Origin of the sequence: Blautia hansenii, assembly GCF_013304445.1 — a bacterium.
Taxonomy (GTDB): Bacteria; Bacillota; Clostridia; order Lachnospirales; family Lachnospiraceae; genus Blautia.
Genome location: NZ_JAAITA010000004.1, coordinates 1 through 19,654, shown reverse-complemented (window position 1 = coordinate 19,654; position 19,654 = coordinate 1). Strand labels below are relative to the sequence as shown.

General features: G+C 42.9%; 23 protein-coding genes and 2 pseudogenes. All 25 read left to right on the top strand.

The genetic code is table 11. The annotated features are described in order from the left end of the window. Positions 1–52 precede the first annotated feature (52 nt). Positions 53–436, top strand: coding sequence for a hypothetical protein (locus tag G5A70_RS04820; RefSeq protein ID WP_180211098.1), 384 nt, complete (start codon positions 53–55; stop codon positions 434–436). Between the two features lie 197 nt (positions 437–633). Beyond that, complete coding sequence (locus tag G5A70_RS04815; protein ID WP_173748526.1) at positions 634–774, top strand: hypothetical protein; 141 nt, start codon at positions 634–636, stop codon at positions 772–774. Between the two features lie 68 nt (positions 775–842). After that, positions 843–1,085 (top strand): hypothetical protein, encoded by a 243-nt coding sequence (locus tag G5A70_RS04810; protein WP_173748524.1) that lies wholly within the window; start codon positions 843–845, stop codon positions 1,083–1,085. A 219-nt stretch (positions 1,086–1,304) separates the two neighbouring features. Continuing rightward, complete coding sequence (locus tag G5A70_RS04805; RefSeq protein WP_173748522.1) at positions 1,305–1,514, top strand: hypothetical protein; 210 nt, start codon at positions 1,305–1,307, stop codon at positions 1,512–1,514. Positions 1,515–1,605: 91 nt separating this feature from the next. Continuing rightward, positions 1,606–3,027, top strand: a complete 1,422-nt coding sequence (locus G5A70_RS04800) for a serine/arginine repetitive matrix protein 2 (RefSeq protein ID WP_173748520.1) — start codon at positions 1,606–1,608, stop codon at positions 3,025–3,027. Between the two features lie 106 nt (positions 3,028–3,133). Beyond that, entirely contained in the window at positions 3,134–3,892 is a 759-nt protein-coding gene (locus G5A70_RS04795) for a CHC2 zinc finger domain-containing protein (RefSeq protein WP_173748518.1), read from the top strand. Continuing rightward, positions 3,855–5,105, top strand: coding sequence for a virulence-associated E family protein (locus tag G5A70_RS04790; RefSeq protein WP_226853515.1), 1,251 nt, complete (start codon positions 3,855–3,857; stop codon positions 5,103–5,105). Before G5A70_RS04795 ends, G5A70_RS04790 begins: the two co-directional genes overlap by 38 nt. A gap of 319 nt (positions 5,106–5,424) precedes the next feature. Next, complete coding sequence (locus G5A70_RS04785; RefSeq protein ID WP_173748514.1) at positions 5,425–5,607, top strand: transposon-encoded TnpW family protein; 183 nt, start codon at positions 5,425–5,427, stop codon at positions 5,605–5,607. Positions 5,608–5,674: 67 nt separating this feature from the next. Then, positions 5,675–8,086 (top strand): annotated as a pseudogene (locus tag G5A70_RS04780) (DUF4368 domain-containing protein); the annotation flags it as partial. Continuing rightward, positions 8,083–8,427: a TnpV protein gene (locus G5A70_RS04775; RefSeq protein ID WP_118481866.1), complete on the top strand. Its 345-nt coding sequence runs from the start codon at positions 8,083–8,085 to the stop codon at positions 8,425–8,427. The pseudogene G5A70_RS04780 and the gene G5A70_RS04775, both read left to right, overlap by 4 nt. A gap of 215 nt (positions 8,428–8,642) precedes the next feature. Continuing rightward, positions 8,643–10,607 (top strand): bacteriocin-associated integral membrane family protein, encoded by a 1,965-nt coding sequence (locus G5A70_RS04770; RefSeq protein ID WP_004845300.1) that lies wholly within the window; start codon positions 8,643–8,645, stop codon positions 10,605–10,607. Beyond that, positions 10,598–11,212 (top strand): ATP-binding cassette domain-containing protein, encoded by a 615-nt coding sequence (locus tag G5A70_RS04765; RefSeq protein ID WP_004845304.1) that lies wholly within the window; start codon positions 10,598–10,600, stop codon positions 11,210–11,212. The genes G5A70_RS04770 and G5A70_RS04765 overlap by 10 nt, the downstream gene beginning before the upstream one ends. 382 nt (positions 11,213–11,594) lie before the next feature. Further along, positions 11,595–11,954 (top strand): DUF3847 domain-containing protein, encoded by a 360-nt coding sequence (locus G5A70_RS04760; RefSeq protein ID WP_015524579.1) that lies wholly within the window; start codon positions 11,595–11,597, stop codon positions 11,952–11,954. Then, complete coding sequence (mobQ, locus tag G5A70_RS04755) at positions 11,920–13,416, top strand: MobQ family relaxase (RefSeq protein WP_173748512.1); 1,497 nt, start codon at positions 11,920–11,922, stop codon at positions 13,414–13,416. Before G5A70_RS04760 ends, mobQ begins: the two co-directional genes overlap by 35 nt. Beyond that, the gene (locus G5A70_RS04750; protein ID WP_173748510.1) at positions 13,413–15,284 is read left to right on the top strand and encodes an AAA family ATPase; all 1,872 of its coding nucleotides are present in this window, start codon (positions 13,413–13,415) and stop codon (positions 15,282–15,284) included. The genes mobQ and G5A70_RS04750 overlap by 4 nt, the downstream gene beginning before the upstream one ends. A 142-nt stretch (positions 15,285–15,426) precedes the next feature. Then, on the top strand, positions 15,427–15,585 hold the full coding sequence (locus tag G5A70_RS04745; protein ID WP_004845310.1) for a transposon-encoded TnpW family protein: 159 nt from the start codon (positions 15,427–15,429) through the stop codon (positions 15,583–15,585). Positions 15,586–15,626: 41 nt separating this feature from the next. Then, positions 15,627–16,505 (top strand): annotated as a pseudogene (locus G5A70_RS04740) (VirD4-like conjugal transfer protein, CD1115 family); the annotation flags it as partial. Positions 16,506–16,640: 135 nt separating this feature from the next. Further along, positions 16,641–16,799, top strand: coding sequence for a Maff2 family mobile element protein (locus G5A70_RS04735; protein WP_004612778.1), 159 nt, complete (start codon positions 16,641–16,643; stop codon positions 16,797–16,799). Between the two features lie 153 nt (positions 16,800–16,952). Beyond that, the gene (locus G5A70_RS04730) at positions 16,953–17,225 is read left to right on the top strand and encodes a helix-turn-helix domain-containing protein (protein ID WP_015524252.1); all 273 of its coding nucleotides are present in this window, start codon (positions 16,953–16,955) and stop codon (positions 17,223–17,225) included. Next, positions 17,185–17,562 (top strand): TnpV protein, encoded by a 378-nt coding sequence (locus G5A70_RS04725; RefSeq protein ID WP_147514746.1) that lies wholly within the window; start codon positions 17,185–17,187, stop codon positions 17,560–17,562. Before G5A70_RS04730 ends, G5A70_RS04725 begins: the two co-directional genes overlap by 41 nt. A gap of 54 nt (positions 17,563–17,616) precedes the next feature. Continuing rightward, positions 17,617–18,036, top strand: coding sequence for a nuclear transport factor 2 family protein (locus G5A70_RS04720; RefSeq protein WP_005921262.1), 420 nt, complete (start codon positions 17,617–17,619; stop codon positions 18,034–18,036). Positions 18,037–18,072: 36 nt separating this feature from the next. After that, the gene (locus G5A70_RS04715) at positions 18,073–18,528 is read left to right on the top strand and encodes a GyrI-like domain-containing protein (protein WP_002595209.1); all 456 of its coding nucleotides are present in this window, start codon (positions 18,073–18,075) and stop codon (positions 18,526–18,528) included. A gap of 23 nt (positions 18,529–18,551) precedes the next feature. Continuing rightward, positions 18,552–18,872 (top strand): TfoX/Sxy family protein, encoded by a 321-nt coding sequence (locus tag G5A70_RS04710; protein WP_002596489.1) that lies wholly within the window; start codon positions 18,552–18,554, stop codon positions 18,870–18,872. A gap of 28 nt (positions 18,873–18,900) precedes the next feature. Beyond that, positions 18,901–19,149, top strand: coding sequence for a DUF3781 domain-containing protein (locus G5A70_RS04705; RefSeq protein WP_173748508.1), 249 nt, complete (start codon positions 18,901–18,903; stop codon positions 19,147–19,149). A 22-nt stretch (positions 19,150–19,171) separates the two neighbouring features. Continuing rightward, entirely contained in the window at positions 19,172–19,636 is a 465-nt protein-coding gene (locus G5A70_RS04700) for a GNAT family N-acetyltransferase (protein WP_173748506.1), read from the top strand. The last annotated feature ends 18 nt before the right edge of the window (positions 19,637–19,654 follow it).

Sequence of the window (19,654 nt, the reverse complement as noted above, 5' to 3'; positions counted from 1 at the left end):
AAACAAATGAATATGGTATAATCAACAGGAAAACAGAAAGGAGGCGAGCAGAGTGATTGATTTATCAAATTTTAAGACGTTTGACTTTAGTGAAGGTGTACCATATATCTCAATTACAAGCAATGGAATTACATTTAATAAATCTGTAATTATGAAGATGAAGTATCCAACATATGTAAAACTTCTGATTAACGAATCTGACAAACAGATTGCTGTTCAGGCATGTGATGAACATGATGATAAATCAGTGCAGTTTTATAAGGAAAAATCGAATGGTGTTTTGTCAGTTCGATGGAATGCAAAAGATTTGATTAACACGATTGCTAGAATATGCGATTGGGATTTGAGTCAATTGTCGTATCGAGTAAATGGCGTATTAGTTCCTGAAATGAATTTAATGCTATTTGATTTGAATGAAGCAGTCACTATGGTATAAGGCTTGCAACTTTTCTGATTCCAAAAAAAGAGTTCATTTGAGATTAGGCCCTCAAACGAACTCCGGCGGAAATAGCAGAGACAAAGATCATCTACTAAAACCATATCTTTCAAATGTATTTTAGTATTTGTTTCTGCCGATTTCCATACTTTTTCAGATTCGTCTGAGAAAAATCTTTTGGAAAGGAGGCAGATTGCATGGAAAAATGTGACCAGACTGAAATGGTTTTTACAGCATACATTACCCTGAAAAATGGAAATCGCTTGTATGCTAAGCAGGTTGGGAAAAAAGCATTTTGCTTTCCACGTAAAGAAACCAAGGAAAAAACGAATAAATAATTTATAAGTAACAAGATGTCGGAGAATGTTTGATGGTCACATTCTCTCTGAAAGAAAGAGAGAAAAAAATGAACAAAAAATCAAGTGGACAAAAATTATCAGCACAAGCTTCAAAGATTATGAGATCAAATAACAGTTCTCAAATTCAGAAATCATTAGCTGCGAGTGTATTATCACAAAGAAATACTGGGAAAATTACTGGTAAGGCTATGGAGACAAAAGCATCTATGGTAATGAATAGTAATAAGTATTCTGGTACAACAAAGAGTTTAGCAGCCAGTGTTCTTTCACAGTCAGATAAAAACAGATAATAAATAATGATTAACCCAAAGGGCATTAACCGTAAAAAAGTTAGTGCCTTTTGTTTTGCTCATTATAAAAATGGACTGTATGAGCCAGTCAGAAAAATTGAATAATGACCGATCAGGTCAAAAGGATTGAGCCGATGTATTTGGACTTTTGCAAAAGTTAAAACTACGTCGGCTTTTTTATTTTTACAAAATCCGATACAGAGGATTTTTGAAAAACAGATGGAACAGAAAATCTTACCGAAGGGACAGCGGCAAGAGATATGTTTTGTCTGCCGGGAGTACAGAGGGCTGGAAGTCCTTTGTGCCAGGATTGCAAAGGGTGGCAGCACCTTGCTGGGGTTAAGGGGCGAAGTCCTTAGCAGGTTAAGGGCGGCAGCCATTGCCCAGTTAAGAGGCGTTTCGCCACTTAGTACTGGGTACTATCTGTAACGGATACTATCTGTAACGGAGACAGAGACTTTTAGCAGCTTCGCTGCAAATCCCTTCGGGGAAATAACTTGAAAGAAAGGGGAAATGTGAATTGAAAGGAACAAGGCATAATGGACGATCTGGAAAAGATGGAGTTTATAATCCACTTCACAATGATCGGAGATTTGATCCGAAACACAGTGAGCATATCGACAGTGAAAGAATCAGACAAAATATTTACTGGGATTGCTATCAGGGATATACCACAATGGAAGATCGGGGAAAAGAGGATAATTTTTCTTTTAGCCAGATTGAAATGGCTTATTATTCGGAGCATTACAGCGACTATGTGATTAATCAAAATAAGCGACATGAGAAAGCCCGACACCCAGACAGATACAAAGATGTGGAAGATATTTTGAAAAATAAAAAGACCTGCCCGGAAGAAAGTATCTATCAGCTGGGGACGATAGATAAACATGCTTCTGTAGAGACACTGGTCAGGGTTTTCGATGAATTTAAAAAAGAATTTGATGAGCGGTTTGGCTCTAACGTGCATATCATTGACTGGTCACTGCATATGGACGAAGCAACTCCTCATATCCATGAGCGTCATGTATTTGATGCTACAAACCGATATGGAGAGATTGAGCCAAAACAGGAAGCAGCACTGGAAGAACTTGGCTTTGAACTTCCAAATCCAGAAAAGAAGAGGTCAAAGACAAATAATCGTAAGGTCGTTTTTGATTCTGCCTGCCGGGCGATGTTTCTGGATATCTGTAAACGACATGGATTGGAACTTGATGAAGAACCGGCTTATGGTGGGCGACAGTATTTGGAGAAACAGGATTATATCCGTATGAAGCAGAAAAAAGAGATTGCAGACAGACAGGAAACAATCCTTATGCAGATAGATAAGGTAAATGAAAATCGTCTGGAACTTGCGAAACAATCAAGGCTTGTAAATGCAAACGAAGAAATTATTCAGTCGCAGGAAGAAAAAATAAAACAGCAGGATAAAGAATTTGCAAATAATTCTGATCGAATATTTAAACAAGGTGATCTGATTGAAGAACAGAAACAGGAGTTGCAACAGCTTACAGTCCGTATTGAAGATGTGGAGACTTTACTTGATGAAGTATCCAGTGAAGCATATGACAAAGCGGTGGAGAAAGTTGCAAAGGAAGTTGTGCTGGCTACCAGAAAAGATGATATTCATTTGGCAGAAGATACTAAAAAATGGATTCAGAGTCCTGAGAGAAAGGCATCACGAAAAGAAAAGGAATATGCAATACAGCGGGTGGACGGTCTTATTAAAAAAATTGAATATGCGATGGAAAAAGCAGTTGTAAGAATCATTCACCAGTTGAAACAGCCAGAAAAGAAAAAAGCCGTTGTAGAAGAAATCAAAAAAGAAGTGAAGCCGTCTATCAGGGAAAGACTTGCACAGAATGTAGCAAAGATTCAAAGAGAAGAGGCAGAGAGAAAACAACTGAAAAAAGGAAAATCACATTCCAGTGATTTAGAGATGTAGGGTATTTTGTTGATTCCGTAAGGATAGGACAGAGTGCCTTTTTTATTCGTAGTAAAAACTTGCTTCCCAGATTTGGGAAGCAGATTTAAGAAAGTGAGGAAATGAATTGGGGTTATTTGATGAAGTAAAACAGAATGTGACCGTCCGGCAGGCTGCGGAAATATATGGATTGAAGCCAAACAGGAGTGGACTGATCCGTTGTATTTTTCATAATGACAAATTGCCCAGTATGAAAGTAGACCGAAGATATTATTGTTTTGGTTGTGGCTGTACAGGAGATGCGATTGATTTTACAGCACAGTTGTTTGGACTGGGATTAAGAGATGCGGCGATGAAGCTGGCAGATGATTTTGGAATTAACTATTCTGCCAGAGGAAGGGATTCCCCGGCAGGCAGAAGAAATGTTTTGATAAGGAAGCCAGAACCGACACCGGAAGAACAATGGGAAAAAGAATATATGAGATGCCTGAAAGCTTATCTGGATTATCGGATTCTGTTGCAGGACTGGAAAGAACAGTACAGGCCAAGAACAAGAACAGAAGAATGGGACGAAAGATTTATAATTGCCCTGAGAGAACTTGTGATTGTTAATTATTATCTGGATATGTTGCTGTTTGGAGAGTCTGCGGACAAAGAAGCAATAGTGAGAGAAAAAGGAGAGGAGATAGAGAATATTGAGCGAAAATGCAAAAGATATTTCAACGAAAGAGGAAAAAGATTTAATAAAGAAAATGATTCACATGGTAAATCCGGAGGATTGTCGGGAAATCAGAGAGACCCTGAATATGACAGAAAAAGGGACAGTCAAAAATTCAATGGAGAATTATGTGACCGTATTAAGAAAAGATCCATTGTTAGCAGGTAGTCTTCGATATAACCGACTGACAGAGAAAATTGATGTGAAAAAAGTTCTCTGGTGGAATAAAGAACCATGTGTATTGACGAACAAAGGAAGAAAAGCACTTAGGTATTTCTTTGAAAAATATTATGGTCTGTTCAATGAAGGTGTTATGGACGATGCACTGGATCTGGAAGCATACAGTAAAGAATACCACCCCATTTGTGAGTATTTAGAAAACCTTGAATGGGATGGGAAAGAAAGAATCCGTAATGTATTGAAAGTGTATATGGGGGCTAAAGATTCGGATATGGTTTATGAAATGCTGAAACATTTTATGATGGGAGCCTTGAATCGTATTTACTGTCCGGGTTGTAAATTTGATGAAATGTTATGTTTGGTAGGACAGCAGGGGGCTGGAAAATCCACCTTTTTCCGTTTTCTAGCACTGGACGATCAGTGGTTTTCAGACAGCTTGAAAAACTTAAATATGGAAAAACCATATGAACTGCTTCGGGGACACTGGATTTTGGAGATGTCGGAAATGACAGCTGCAATCAGTGCAAAGAGTATCGAAGAAACAAAATCTTTCTTATCAAGAATGAAGGAAACCCACCGCAATCCTTACGAAAAATATGAGGAAGACAGACCAAGGCAGTGTGTGTTTGCCGGATCATCAAACAACCGTCAATTCATTCCGTTTGATCGTACCGGGGCAAGAAGATTTCTACCGATTGAAATTGATAGTAGTAAGGCAGAAAAGCATATTCTTGATAATGAGCAGGAAGCCAGAGAGTATTTTGACCAGCTGTGGGCAGAAGCAATGGTATTGTTCAATGCAGTTGAAAATAAATCGGAATTACTGCGGTTTGACAGTGAGATGGAATTTAATATCAATGAATATCGGAAACAGTTCATGCAGGAAGATACAATGGCAGGAATGATTCAAGGGTGGCTTGACAGCTATGACGGAAATTATGTCTGCTCCATTCAGCTTTGGAAAAATGCCTTTAACCACTATGACGGAGAGCCGAAGAAATTTGAAACAAACGAAATCTGTCAGATCATGGATACTCAGATTATCGGTTGGAAGAGAGGCGGATATCATCGCTTTACCAAGGAAGGATATGGGAAGCAGAGATGCTGGATTCGGGGAGATGCAGATGGTGGCAACAACGAAGGCGGAGATGGATTTATTGACCTTTCCGAAGCCGAACAGATGGCACTTCCTTTTGACTAGCCCGACAGAGAAAAGGACAGTTTTGGAAGCCGGAAGGCTGTTTTTTACTCGGTTGGTTATCGGTTGTTGCCATTGTTGTATCCACTGAAAACTATTGATTTTAAAGGCTTTACAGCTATTTTTACTAGGTGGCAACAAGATATTTCAAAAAAGAAAATAGTAGTGTTATAGATAGAAAAATGAGTGGTGAAAAACACTTGAAAGAAAGTTTCAACCATGTTGTTGCCAGTTGTAAATTACAGCTTTAAATGAAGACGTCCGGCAGAGACAAAACACTCCTTCTCTCTGTCGGGCAATTTAGCGAAAGGAGAAAAAATTTATGAAAGATAGAAATATAGTCCAGACTACAGAAGAAAAAAATCCAGATTATGAAAAGAAAATCGGAAACACCTGTTATCAGGTAAATTACTATTTTAATCAAAATTCTACCATGACCATGCAGGAAAAAGTAATGAAAATTATGAAGACAGAGTTAGATATGGAAGTCCGCAACCCAGCGTAAATACTGGGTTTGCAGGCATTTTGAAAAAAATAAGCATTTATTCAAATTCCTACTTGACGAAATGGTGCCCAAAGGGACGATCATCATTGAGTGCGGAAAGATGCTGGTACGGCATGGATATAAAGTGAAAGTATTGAATACGATCAATTTTTCCAAGAGTATGCATTATAACCCCTTCCACTATATCCATTCAGAAAAGGATATTTTGAAACTGGTAAATACGATTATGGTAAACACAAAAGGGGAAGGCGAGAAGTCCAGTGAGGATTTCTGGACGAAAGCAGAGAGACTTCTGTACTGTGCCCTGATCGGCTATATCTGGTATGAAGCACCGGAAGAAGAACAGAACTTTGCGACCCTGCTTGAGTTTATCAACGCTTCCGAAACAAGGGAAGATGATGAGACATTTAAAAATGCAGTAGATATGCTGTTTGAGGAACTGGAAAAGGAAGAACCGGAGCATTTTGCAGTACGTCAGTATAAGAAATATAAGCTGGCGGCAGGTGTTGTATGCTCTAAAAGACTTCTTAATCAAGCGGTTGGGAAGTCTCTTAGAACACACAACCTAAAAACGAAGAAAGGAGCGCAAGTTATGAGAAAAAACGAGAAAATCACTGCTCTGTATGAACGGTTGAGCCGTGATGACTTTGGCAAAGATGATGACCAACAGCGTGAGAGCAATTCCATTTCCAACCAAAAAGCAATGTTGGAGGAGTTCGCCGCACGGCAGGGGTTTACGAACATTGTCCATTTCACGGACGATGGCATTAGCGGCACTTGCTTTGACCGTCCCGGATTTCTGGCAATGATGAAAGAGGTTGAAGCCGGAAATGTGGAGTATCTGTGTATCAAGGACATGAGCCGCATGGGTCGTGACTATCTGAAAGTCGGTCAGATTATGGAAATCCTGCGTCAGCGTGGCGTTCGCCTTATCGCCATCAATGACGGCGTGGACAGTGCCAGAGGTGATGATGATTTTACCCCTTTCCGCAACATTATGAACGAGTATTACGCCAGAGATACCAGCCGTAAAATCCGTTCCACTTTCCAGTCCAAAGGCAAGTCCGGCAAGCACCTCACAGGCACGGTCATTTACGGCTATCTCTGGAACGAAGCCAGAGACCAATGGTTGGTTGACCCCGAAGCCGCCGAGATGGTCAAGCGCATCTTTGCCATGACGATTGACGGCTACGGTCCGTATCAGATCGCCAGCAAACTGAAATCGGAAAAGGTGCTTATTCCGTCTGCTTACCTTGCCCAACACGGCGAGGGCGTGAACAAAAACAAGACTTTCAAAGATGTGTACGGCTGGGGTTCTTCCACCATCTGCAACCTTCTTGAAAAGCGTGAATATCTGGGACACACCATCAATTTCAAGACCCGAAAGCACTTCAAGGACAAGAAAAGCCATTATGTCCCGGAGGACGAATGGACAATTTTCGAGAATACCCATGAGCCTATCATTGACCAGCAGACCTTTGACCTTGTGCAGAAAATCCGTGGGAATGTCAGACGCTACCCGGACGGCTGGGGCGAAGCAGCTCCCCTCACAGGCTTGCTTTATTGTGCCGATTGCGGCGGCAAGATGTATGTCCACCGTACCAACAACGGCAAGCGTATTTCTCAATATACCTGTTCCCAATACAGCAAAGTCCCAGTTGGAAAGCTCTGCACGACACAGCACCGTATCAATGAAGATGTGGTACTGTCCCTTGTCTCTGAAATGCTCAAAGCCATTGCCGAGTATGCGAAGCATGACCGAGCCGAGTTTGTCCGTGTGGTGCAGGAAGCGCAGTCCAGCCAGCAGACAGCAGAGGTTAAGAAACAGCGGATACGCCTTGCCACCGCAAAGCAGAGAGTGTCCGAGCTGGAAGTCCTGCTCTGTAAAATCTATGAGGACAACATTTTAGGAAAGCTGTCCGACAGCAGATACGCCACTCTGGACGCTCAATACGAAAAGGAACAGTCCGAGCTTACCGCCGAAATCTCTGCTCTGGAAAAGGCTGTCAAGAGCTATGAGAAGCACGAAAAGGACGCTGATCGTTTTATCGCTCTGATTGACAAGTATGAGAACTTCGACAAGTTGACCATTGCCATGCTCAACGAGTTTATCGAGAAAATCCTTGTGCATGAGCGTGACCGTAAAGGCAGTATACAGACCACACAGGAGATCGAGATTTACTTCAATTTTGTTGGGCGATTCGTTCCCCCGGCGTTTGGAGAAGTGGAGCTGACCCCGGAAGAATTAGAGGAAATCCGCAAGCGTGAGGAACGCAAGGACAGGCTTCATCAGAACTACTTGAAGCGGAAAGCCAGCGGAGCGCAGAAGCGATACGAGGACAAAATCAAGGGGAGAAAAAAGGCAGAAATCGAAGCCAAGAAAGCCGCCATTCGTGCGGAGGACATTGCAAAGGGAGTGTTCGTCCCTGTCAGCAGTTTACCGCAGAGAGAGCCGATGAAAGGAGTACAAACAGCATGAATATCACTTATACACAGAACGGCGATTATCTTATCCCGAACATCGTTATCCGCAAGACCAAGCCCCTCGGACACTACGGCAGACTTCGCAAGGCGTATCTGGAAATGCACCGTCCGATACTGTTCAATGAGCTGGTACTATCCGACAAGCTCTTTGAGCATTGCGCCGAGATTGACGAAGCGGCACGAAACCGCATGGAGCTGATCGTGCGGTCACTGGCAGAGCAAAACGGCGTGACCGAGCAACTGAAAGCTGAAAACCAAATGGAATGGGTGCGGCAGATGAACGCTTGCAAGGCGCAGGCAGAGGAAGTTGTGAAAGCAGAGTTGATTTATAATTGAGCGAGGAAGTCCGGGCAGAAAACTGTTCGGACTTTTCTCATATAGTCCAAAGTTGCGGTAGAATTGTTCACAAGTTTTATGGTATAATTTATGCGAATAAAGAAAACGGAAAATTAGAATCTAACAAGAGAATGTGGTTGTATGAAAAAATCCATATTAGTATTTTGGGCAATCGTGTGTCTGTTACCTATTCAAAGGAGGTTTAAGAATTTCAAATGAAACATATAAGAAATATATTGCTGTTGATTACGATTATTTTTGCTTTTGTTATGCAAGCTGAAGTATATCAAAATATGCTCTGGAACTTTAATGGTGCTTATTATTTATCGTCCAGATACACAACTACTAATGACGATATGGATTCATTTTTAGCCAATGCAGAAGATACAGCTGAGAAGCATGGTGTTCATATTTTTTCGACTTTTAATCAGAGAGTTTCTAATTATCAGACAAGACTTTATATTTATGGTGATGATACCGTTGTTCGGGATAGTCTTAAAAGCACAATGGATATTGAGGAAAAAACATATACGGCTTTGATAGGTGGAATCACCGTAATAGAATTTGAAGATTTTAGAGAAGCAAAAAACACAGGCAATGGACAGGAAATAATGGTCAGCTATATCGGTGATGATGATGACATTATTGCCACATATCAAGATTTGGCAAAAGAATATTCTATATCGCAGCCAGAGTTTTGGCAATCAACCGAAACTGATATGATGTTCATTGTTTGGGGCCTGGTTGCCATATTGATGATTGTACTTAATATGATTGAGGTGATACGCAGGCAAAAGGAAGTAGTTGTACGAGCTTCTCTGGGCGAAAATGCTGCTGTGATTGCTCTAAAAGCTGTAGTGGCTGATATGATTTCATATGCTGCATTATTCGTCTTAGCAAAGTTGCTTGTTTCTCAATTTATATCGGGAGCGTATGAAGATCATCTCATTTTGGCAGTGTATTGTGCCGGAGCAGTTCTTTCCGTAATTCCTTATGCTGCTTTTGTCCGCTTTGATGTAAAAAAAGCCTTTGCCAATGCTTCAGATAAAAAAGGTATGTTTTATCTTCTGAACGGTCTTAAAGTATTTGCTACTGCCATGACAATTTTTACAATAACTACAAATCTCAGTAGCATTCAAGGTAATTTACTTACAAACACTACTCTTTTAGAAAATCATTATAATGATTATTATTTTGGAGTTATGCAGATTGAACCTCCTTTTGAAGAAAATGAGGAGGAATCCAAAGAGAGCAAATTTTGGAATGACCTTTACGAAAATGAATACAACACGATAAATCCGGTGGTCTGCATAGGCAGCCGGATAAGCGATACGGATAATTATATTTTTGTAAATCATAATGCCAGAGATATGCTACAAGGGTTTTCTGATATGCTTACTGAAGATGATGAAAAAGAGGATATCGTGGTCTTCGTGCCAAAGGGAAGAAATGCGGAATCATACAAAGATATCGCAAAAGAGGAAATTGGCTCTCTTACCCAAAATGCAGAAGAACTGCGTGTTGTTTATAAAGAATATTCTGGCAGAGAACAATTTTATTATCTCAATTCGAACAGAGAAGAGGCTATTGACGGATTGTCAAGAGTAACAAATCCGATTGTGATTTATCAGGCAAATGAGGCTGTTGCTTTAAATGGAAGTTATATCGAAACAGGAACATATAATGGTGAGGTAATCTACGGATGCGATGAAAGCACAATTCGCAGTGTTGCGAAAAAATATTCAGAACAGCTTGGTTCACACTATTTTATGCTGACGAATGTCGGAGAGGATTACATTTATAGTCATAGTTTCCTCGTGAAACTGATTGGCTTTATAAGCTCTCTTTGCGTATTAGTATTGCTGTTAGATATCGCTATCATCATATCTGAAGTGAAAATGGAATTTAGACTTAATGCGATGGAAATCTCCCTCAAAAAGGTTTTGGGCTATCGCTTTTATGAAAGGCACAAAAGATTTATTTCCGTTAATCTCTTAGAAAATATAGCCGTTGTGATATTGATTTGCATTGTTTCGATTTTTATATCTAACGCAAGTGTCGGGATTGCTTTACTGATTGGAGCGTTGCTCACCATTATTGAAATGGCAATCATTTTCACAAATATTATGTGGGTTGAAAAAACAAATATCTCAAAGTCATTGAAGGGAGGATGTTTATGATTATAATTCGTGGCTTAAATAAAGCATTTGGAGAGAAAATAATTTTCTCTAACTTTAATTTAGAAATTCCGGATGGAAGTTTTGTAGTAATCAGCGGCGATAGCGGCAGTGGAAAAAGCACTTTACTCAATATGATTGGTGGTATCGAAAAACCGGATAGCGGCAGTATCATAATCGAAGGGCTGAATATTACCCGGCTTAAAAATAAAAACAGTTTTTTTGCGGATACAGTGGGGTTTCTTTTTCAGAATTTTGCACTGCTTGAAAATAAGACAGTTAAAGAAAATTTAAGTTTGATTAAAAAATCAAGCCGAACTAAAGTATCACTTAAAGAAGCTCTTAATCGTGTGGGGTTATCAAAGGAAGTTAACAAAAAAGTTTATCAGCTTTCCGGTGGTGAACAACAGAGAGTTGCTTTAGCTCGTCTTATGATGAAAAAATGTTCTGTTGTTTTGGCAGATGAACCTACTGGCTCACTTGACAAGAAAAATAGAGATATTGTTATGAGGTTATTGCACGAACTCAATGAAGAAGGTAAAACGGTTATCATTGTTACCCACGATCAGGGTATTATTGAAGATGAACCTTATGTTGTGAAAATCTGAGAGTACCTCTTAGAAATGTCTTGATCTACATTTTATATAATTTGGGTCAGAAGAAAATCCCTTTAGGAACTAAAGGGCGCACTTCTATACTCTCCTATCGGGAGTATGTGCGTCCTGCGGAGCTTCATTCTCTGTCAGCAGAAGAAAACTGCCCGACCGAGAAAGTTGCGTCACTTCGTTCCGTCAAGGTGGCTACACCCCCTTGCGCCGCTAATGCGGCTATCCCTTGTGGACTTGCCGTCCGCAAACAGCATAAAATGCTGTTCGCCGCCAGCAAGTTTGAAAAACTGAATACCGAAAAACTGACCGTTGACTGGTCGCACTATGCGAAAAGTTGACGGTCTTTTTTTATCCCAAAAATCAAAAAAGGAGGTCAATCACAATGACAAAACCGAAAACCCTTGAACAGCTCCGAGCCGAAAAGGAACGAGCCGAGACGCAGCTTGCACAGGAGAAGCACAAGCTCAACCGTCTTGAGAACAGAAAGAAATATCTGGAGAAAGGCGAAAGGCAGAAACGCACCCATCGTCTTTGCAATCTGGGCGGCACGATTGAGAGCCTTGCCCCGGAGGTCAAAGATCTCACACGCACCGAAATGACAGAGCTGATGGAGTACATCTTTTCTCTGTCCGAAGTCCAGCGAGCCGTCCGTCACATGGCGATTACTCACACCAACCAAGCGAACAGGGAAAAGGAGTTGAAAGCCGATGGCACTATTTCATCTGAGCGTCACGCAGACTAAGCGAAGCGCAGGACAGTCCGCTATTGCTTCTGCCGCCTACCGTGCCGGGGAGCGATTGTATAGCGAGTATTACGGCGAATACAGCGACTACACCCGCAAGGGCGGCGTGATCTGCTCTGACATTCTCTTGCCGTCCCATGCACCGCCAGAATACGCAGACCGCCAGACCCTATGGAACGCCGTGGAAAAAGCCGAGCGTGGAAAGAACGCCCAGCTTGCATACAGCTTTGACATTGCCTTGCAGAATGAATTTTCCCTTGAGGAAAACATCGCTCTTGCAAGGCGATTTTTATTGGAGAACTTTGTGAGCCGTGGCATGGTGGTTGACTTCGCCGTACACCAGCCAGACCGGGAGGACGGCGGCATACCAAACCCACACTTCCATGTGCTTTGTCCCATCCGCCCCATCGAGCAGGACGGTAAATGGGGGCTAAAGCAACGACGAGTGTACGAGCTGGACGAGGACGGAAATCGTATCAGAGACCAGAACGGCGAGTATGTTTTCAATGCCGTTCCCACTACCGACTGGGGCAGTCCCGAAACGCTGGAACATTGGCGGCAGACATGGGCGGAACTATGCAACGCCAAGTTTGCGGAGAAAGGGCTTGATGTTCGTATCGACCACCGAAGCTATGAGCGTCAGGGCGTGGAGCTTCTTCCCACCGTCCATGAGGGCGCAACCGTCCGGGCAATGGAGAAGAAAGGCATACGCACCGAGAAAGGCGAGTTCAACCGCTGGATCAGAGCAACCAATGCCGTTATCCGGGACATCAAGAAGAAAATCGCTCTCCTGTTTGATTGGATTGCCGAAGCAAAAGCGGAGCTTGCCAAGCCGCAGGCACCCAACCTTGTTTCTCTGCTGAACGCCTACTACACCCAGCGCAAAGCCGGGGCTTATTCGCAGAAAGGCAAGGTCAGCAATCTAAAGGAGATGAACGAGACTTTCAATTATCTCCGGGCAAACGGCATTTACTCCCTTGAAGATTTGGAAAGCCGTGTCAGCGAACACAGTGCTGCCACAGAGAGCTTGAAGAAAACGCTGGACGAACAGACCGCCCGAATGAAAGCAATTAAGCAGCTCTATGACAGCTCCGCTGCTTTCCAGAGCTTGAAGCCTGTCTATGACGGCTTGCAGAAAATCAAGTTTGAGAAGCCCAGAGCCAAGTACAAGGCAGAGCATGAAGCGGAACTGAAACAGTTCTACGCCGCCAGACGCAAGCTGACCGGAGAGTTCCCGGACGGCAAGGTGGATATGAAAAAGCTGACCGAAGAGTATGACGAGCTGGAACAGGCGCACAACACCACCTATGGCGAGTTTAAGACCGTCAGAGACGATTTACACCGTCTTTGGAAGGTCAAGTCATGTGTAGATACTGCCGTCCGATTTAACGAGCGTACAGAGGAACAAATGCACCAAAATCGACCCCAAACACGACACAAAAAGGAGGATATATCCCGATGAATTACACCCAAGCACAGATTGACCGGGCGAACGCCGTCAGTCTGGAAGATTTTCTCCGCACACAGGGAGAGACACTTATCAAAAGCGGACGGGAATACCGCTGGAAAGAACATGACAGTCTGACCGTCCGGGGAAACAAGTGGTTTCGCCACAGCCAGAGCAAGGGCGGCTATCCCATTGATTTCGTCATGGAGTTTTACGGCAAGTCCTTTCCCGAAGCTGTCCAGATGTTGACAGGCGAAAACGGCGAGGGACAGACCGAATCCACCACAGCACCGCCCACAGCGTTCCACTTGCCCTTGCACAACAGAACAGCCGACAGAGCAATTCAATATCTTTGCGAAAGCCGAGGTCTCAACAAAACGCTTGTTGAGGCTTTTCTTCTTTCCGGGGATATTTACGAGGACGCAAAGCGGCACAATGTTGTGTTTGTCGGCAGAGACCGAAGCGGTACGCCGAGATACGCCCATGTGCGAGGAACGGCAGACCCATTCAGACAGGACATTGCCGGGTCTGACAAGTCCTATCCGTTCCGCTACGAGGGAAACGGCAACCAGCTCTTTGTCTTTGAAGCGCCGATTGACCTTTTGTCCTTTATCTGCCTTTATCCGCAGGACTGGCAGACAAGGAGCTATCTTGCCCTGGGCGGCGTTTCGGGCAAAGCCCTTGACCGTTTTCTTTCTGAACGCAAGGACACCCGAAAAGTGTTCCTCTGCCTTGACAGCGACACCGCAGGAAGTGAAGCCTGCTCCCGACTGGCGCAGGACATTCCCAGCGAGATCGCCGTCATTCGCCTTGTCCCGGCAAGGAAAGACTGGAACGATGTTCTCCGTCAGCAAGGGGACATTCCCAGCCGCAAATTCATAGCCGAGACAATCACGCTGCGAGAGCTGTCCACCGCCCAGCCTGTCCCAATGCTCCGCATGGCAGATGTGGAGCTGACGAGCGTGGATTGGCTATGGTTTCCGTATATCCCCTTTGGAAAGCTGACGATCATACAGGGCAACCCCGGCGAGGGCAAGACCTACTTTGCCATGCGTCTTGCGGCGGCTTGCACCAACCGAAAGCCCTTGCCCGGTATGGAAACCCTTGAGCCGTTCAACATCATCTATCAAACCGCCGAGGATGGTCTGGGCGATACCGTTAAGCCCCGGCTGATGGAAGCGGACGCAGACCTTGAAAGAGTGCTTGTCATTGACGATAGAGACACGCCGCTGACCCTTGCCGATGAGCGCATAGCAAGGGCAATCCGTGAGAACAACGCAAGGCTGGTTATCATTGATCCGGTGCAGGCGTTTCTGGGCGCAGATGTGGACATGAACCGGGCAAATGAAGTCCGTCCCATCTTCCGCAGTCTGGGAGACATTGCACAGGCTACCGGGTGCGCTATTGTGCTGATCGGACACCTCAACAAAGCCGCAGGAACGCAAAGCACCTACCGGGGATTAGGGTCTATCGACATTACGGCGGCAGTCCGCAGCCTGCTTTTTATCGGCAAGCTGAAGGACAGCCCCACAACGAGGGTGCTTATCCATGAGAAAAGCTCCCTTGCGCCGCCCGGACAGTCCCTTGCCTTTTCTCTGGGAGACGAGAAAGGCTTTGAATGGATAGGAGCTTATGACATTACCGCTGACGAGCTTCTTGCCGGAACGGACACCGCCAAGACCGAGAGCAAGACCGCACAGGCGCAAATGCTGATACTGGAACTGCTGGCAGATGGAAAGCGTATGCCGAGCGCAGAGCTGGAAAAGGCAGTCAATGAGCGTGGGATTTCCTCACGCACTATGAGAACGGCAAAGAGCCGTATCGGGGACAGACTTATGACCGAGAAAGACGGCACAGCATGGGTCTGCTATCTCCGAGACTGACAACAGGAACACGGCAAGCGTGGCAAAGACGGCAAGGTTTTTATAGATACCTTAATGTTGCCGCCTTGCCTTGTTCCCTCATACCGACACCGCCCGATGATGAACAGTCACCGGGCATTTTTCATTTACAGGAGGATTTTGAATGAACAATACCGCAACCAACACCGCCACTTGCCCGACTGTCAGAAAGCAGATTGGCAAGACCACCTATATCGTCCGTGTGCATTTCAGCCAGACCGCAAAAGAGACGATGGAGGACAAAATCAAGCGTATGCTTCGTGAAGAAGTCCGCAAAATGTGACTTCTTTGTGAAAGTGATTAAAAAGTCCTTGACTTTTCGTCTCTGGAAAGACAGCAAAGAGTATTTTGATTTCCTGTGGTGCAAGGCTTGCACCGTTCGACATTGCAGAGCTTCGTGAGATCATGAGCTATGATGAGATGGAACTGGATATGGTAGGTGACCAGAGGACAGCACTGTTTATTATCATTTCCGATACGGATGATACCTTTAACTTTGTTGTGGCGATGATGTACAGCCAGTTATTCAACCTGTTATGTGACAGGGCAGACGATGTACATCATGGCAGACTGCCATATCACGTCAGAATCCTCTGTGACGAGTTCGCAAATATCGGTCAGATTCCAAAGTTTGACAAGCTGATCGCAACCATCCGTAGCAGGGAAATCTCTGCATCCATTATCCTCCAGTCGCAGTCCCAGTTAAAGACGATCTACAAAGATGCAGCTGAGACAATCCTAGGCAACTGCGATACGATGTTATTCCTTGGCGGTAAGGAAAGTTCGACCTTAAAGGAGATTTCCGAGACGCTGGGAAAAGAAACGATTGATTTATATAACACTTCGGACACCCGTGGACAGAGCCGTTCTTACGGGATGAACTATCAGAAAACAGGAAAGGAATTGATGAGCCGGGACGAACTTGCGGTCATGGATGGCAGCAAATGTATCTTGCAGCTTCGGGGTGTAAGACCATTTTTCAGTGACAAGTTCGATATTACCAGACACAAACGGTATAAGGAGCTGTCAGACTACGATAAGAAAAATGAGTTTGATGTGGAAGCGTATATGCGGCATCGGATGGAAGTGAAACTGACGAGGACACAGGAATTTGACCTGTATGAGTTTTCGGAAGAGAGTCTGGCAGAAGAATTAAATACAGAAAACAAGGAAGCAGAGCATGTGAAAGATTCAGACACATAGCTCTTTTTTCTTTACCCTTTTGGGAGGTGATGGATTTGAGAGATCATGAAAGGCCGCCCGTAAGGGCAGAGCCGGAAAAGACTTCTTAAAGATAGAAACCAGAGAAATACAGAGATTTGAAAGGAGACAACGAATATGGCGTTTTTTAATCAGGCAATCAATATTTTACAGACACTTGTGGTGGCGATTGGAGCCGGACTTGCAGTATGGGGTGTTATCAACCTGTTAGAAGGATATGGAAACGACAACCCAGGTGCAAAGTCCCAGGGGATCAAGCAGTTCATGGCTAATTAAAGGGAACAAAAAGAAAGGAAAAGCACAATCCAGACGGTATCAGCGGCAGGCTACAAGAATAAATTGTGATTACACAAGATTGGTGTTATAATAAGAGAAAAGTTCCTGCCGGGGCAGCCGCCCCGGTGGTATGGATAGAAAGGCAGGAAAAATATGCACATCAGCTATAAACCACTCTGGCACACACTGTTAGAGCGTGATATGAGGAAAGAGGATTTAAGGCTTGCCGCTGGTATGACAACGAATATGATTGCCAACATGAGTAAAGAGGGAAAGCACATCAGCATGGACACATTAGCCCGTATCTGCGAAACGCTGAATTGTGAGATTACTGATGTAATTGAGTTAGTACCAGACGAGCCTGCTTCCACAGGAGGTAAGGAACATGAGCGAATTAAAACCAAGAATAACGGAAAACGGAATTGATTATATCCTTGTTGGAGATTACTACATCCCAGACTTGAAGCTGCCGGAGGAACACCGCCCCATCGGAAAGTATGGACGGATGCACCGGGAATATTTAAGAGAAGTCCACCCAGCCCGATTGAACACATTGACACTGACCGGGGAGTTATGGACATATCTTGCAGACCTGAACGAACAGGCACAGGAACGGTTAGACACCATCATAGAGCAGATGAAAGCTGCCGAGGGCGTGACCGAGGAATTGAAGCGTACCTGTCAAATGGAATGGGTGCAGCGTTGCAATAACATTCACAACCGGGCAGAAGAAATTGTTTTGCATGAGATGATTTATTCATAACGGTATGGATAGAGTGATTTTTTATTCAATCGAAAGTTAGTGAGGTGTTGAATCATGAATGAAAGAGAAAAAATTATTCAATTGTGGTTTGAAATGTGGCTTACAAAACAGGATTTAGGTATTGATAATATTTTTACGGAAGATGTAATTTATACTGAAAGTTGGAGTCCTCAATATAATAATCGTCAAATCGTAAAACACTGGTTTCAGGAATGGAATACCCGTGGCAAAGTCGTTGTTTGGGAAATTAAACAATTCTTCCACAAGGAAAATACTACGATTGTAGAATGGTATTTCAAGAATGAAATGAACAATGGGAATGTAGAGGAATTTGATGGGATTTCTCTGGTTGAATGGACAAAGGATGATAAAATAAAGTCATTGAAAGAGTTTGGTTGTAATTTGAATAATTATAATCCTTATGAGCATAGCGACCAACCCGAATTTAGGGAAGAAAGACCAAGTTGGTTTTAATATTAGGAATGAATAGTTTATTTGAGGTGGTATGGAATGGTTAAAGTGATAAAGAAAAGTTTTGTCGTCATTGGAAAAGAAGGTTCAACATTAGACGGCGAAGGATTTATTCAGAAATTGTGGGATGATGCAAATAGTCATTTTGGTGAAGTTGCACATCTGGCAAAGAAAGACGCAAACGGTGGCATTGTGGGAATATGGGGGGCTATGTCTGATATTTCTCGCTCATTTAAACCGTGGGAAGATGGCTTTAGCAAAGGCTTGTATCTGGCAGGAGTGGAATGTGTTGATAATGCAGAAGCACCTGATGGATGGACAAAATGGATAATACCAGATTATGAGTATATAGTTGTTGAAAACCATAAGGGAGTGTTTGAAGAAACCATTGGACAAATGAATGAGGATGGTATTTCTCTGGTCGGAGCAGTTCATGATTATACCGACCCGGCAACAGGAAAGGGCTATCTGTACTTCCCGATAAGAGAAGTTTAATAAATCAGAATTGAGGTGAAGTCATGGCGTCCAGTAAAGAATATTTAGAATTTATTTTAGGACAGTTATCCGATTTAGAAGAAATTACTTATCGAGCTATGATGGGAGAGTTTATCATTTATTATCGTGGCAAGATTGTAGGCGGTATTTATGATGATAGATTGCTTGTTAAACCAGTGAAAGCAGCAATTAGTTATATACCGACAGCTCCGTATGAATTACCCTATGAGGGAGCAAAACAGATGTTGTTGGTAGATGAAGTTGATAATAAGAATTTTTTAGCAGGCTTGTTTAATGCTATGTATGAGGAATTACCAGCTCCAAAACCGAAAAAGAAGAAATAAGTAAATTAGAAGTTGAGGAAAAGAAAGAATGGAAGATAAAAAGATATTGCTTGATAATATTGATAAAGTTCATACAACCGAAATGGGAATTGATAGAATTAAAAGAAACCTAAAAATAGATACAGCAGATGTTGTTGAGTATTGCAAAAATAAGGTGTTAGATAAAAATTGCAATATATACAAACAGGGTAAAAATTGGTATTGCGAAGTTGAAAATATCAAAATTACTATCAATTCATATAGTTATACAATTATCACAGCACATATTGTTAAGTAAAATCGGACTTTGGAGTGAAATTATGGACTATATAATACGAGAAATGAGAAGTGAAGAATACTGTTTATTAAGTGATTTTTTGTACGAAGCGATTTATATTCCAGAAGGAATTGAACCGCCACCTAAATCAGTAATAGAATGTCCAGAATTACAAGAATATATCGTTGAGTTTGGAAATCGAAAACACGATAAAGCCTTAGTTGCAGAAATGCAGGGAAATGTGATAGGAGCTATTTGGGTAAGAATTATGAATGATTATGGACACATTGATAATGATACTCCATCGCTTGCTATGTCTGTCTACAAAAAATACAGAGGATTAGGCATTGGGACTTCATTATTGAAACAACTATTACAGGTAGAAAGATTGGCTGGATATTCAAAAATATCCTTATCCGTTCAGAAAAGTAATTATGCAGTCAAGATGTACGAGAAAGTGGGATTTACTGTGGGAGTATCCCAAAGTTTGTGTAAACCTTCAAACTGATGTAAGATAGACTTACCA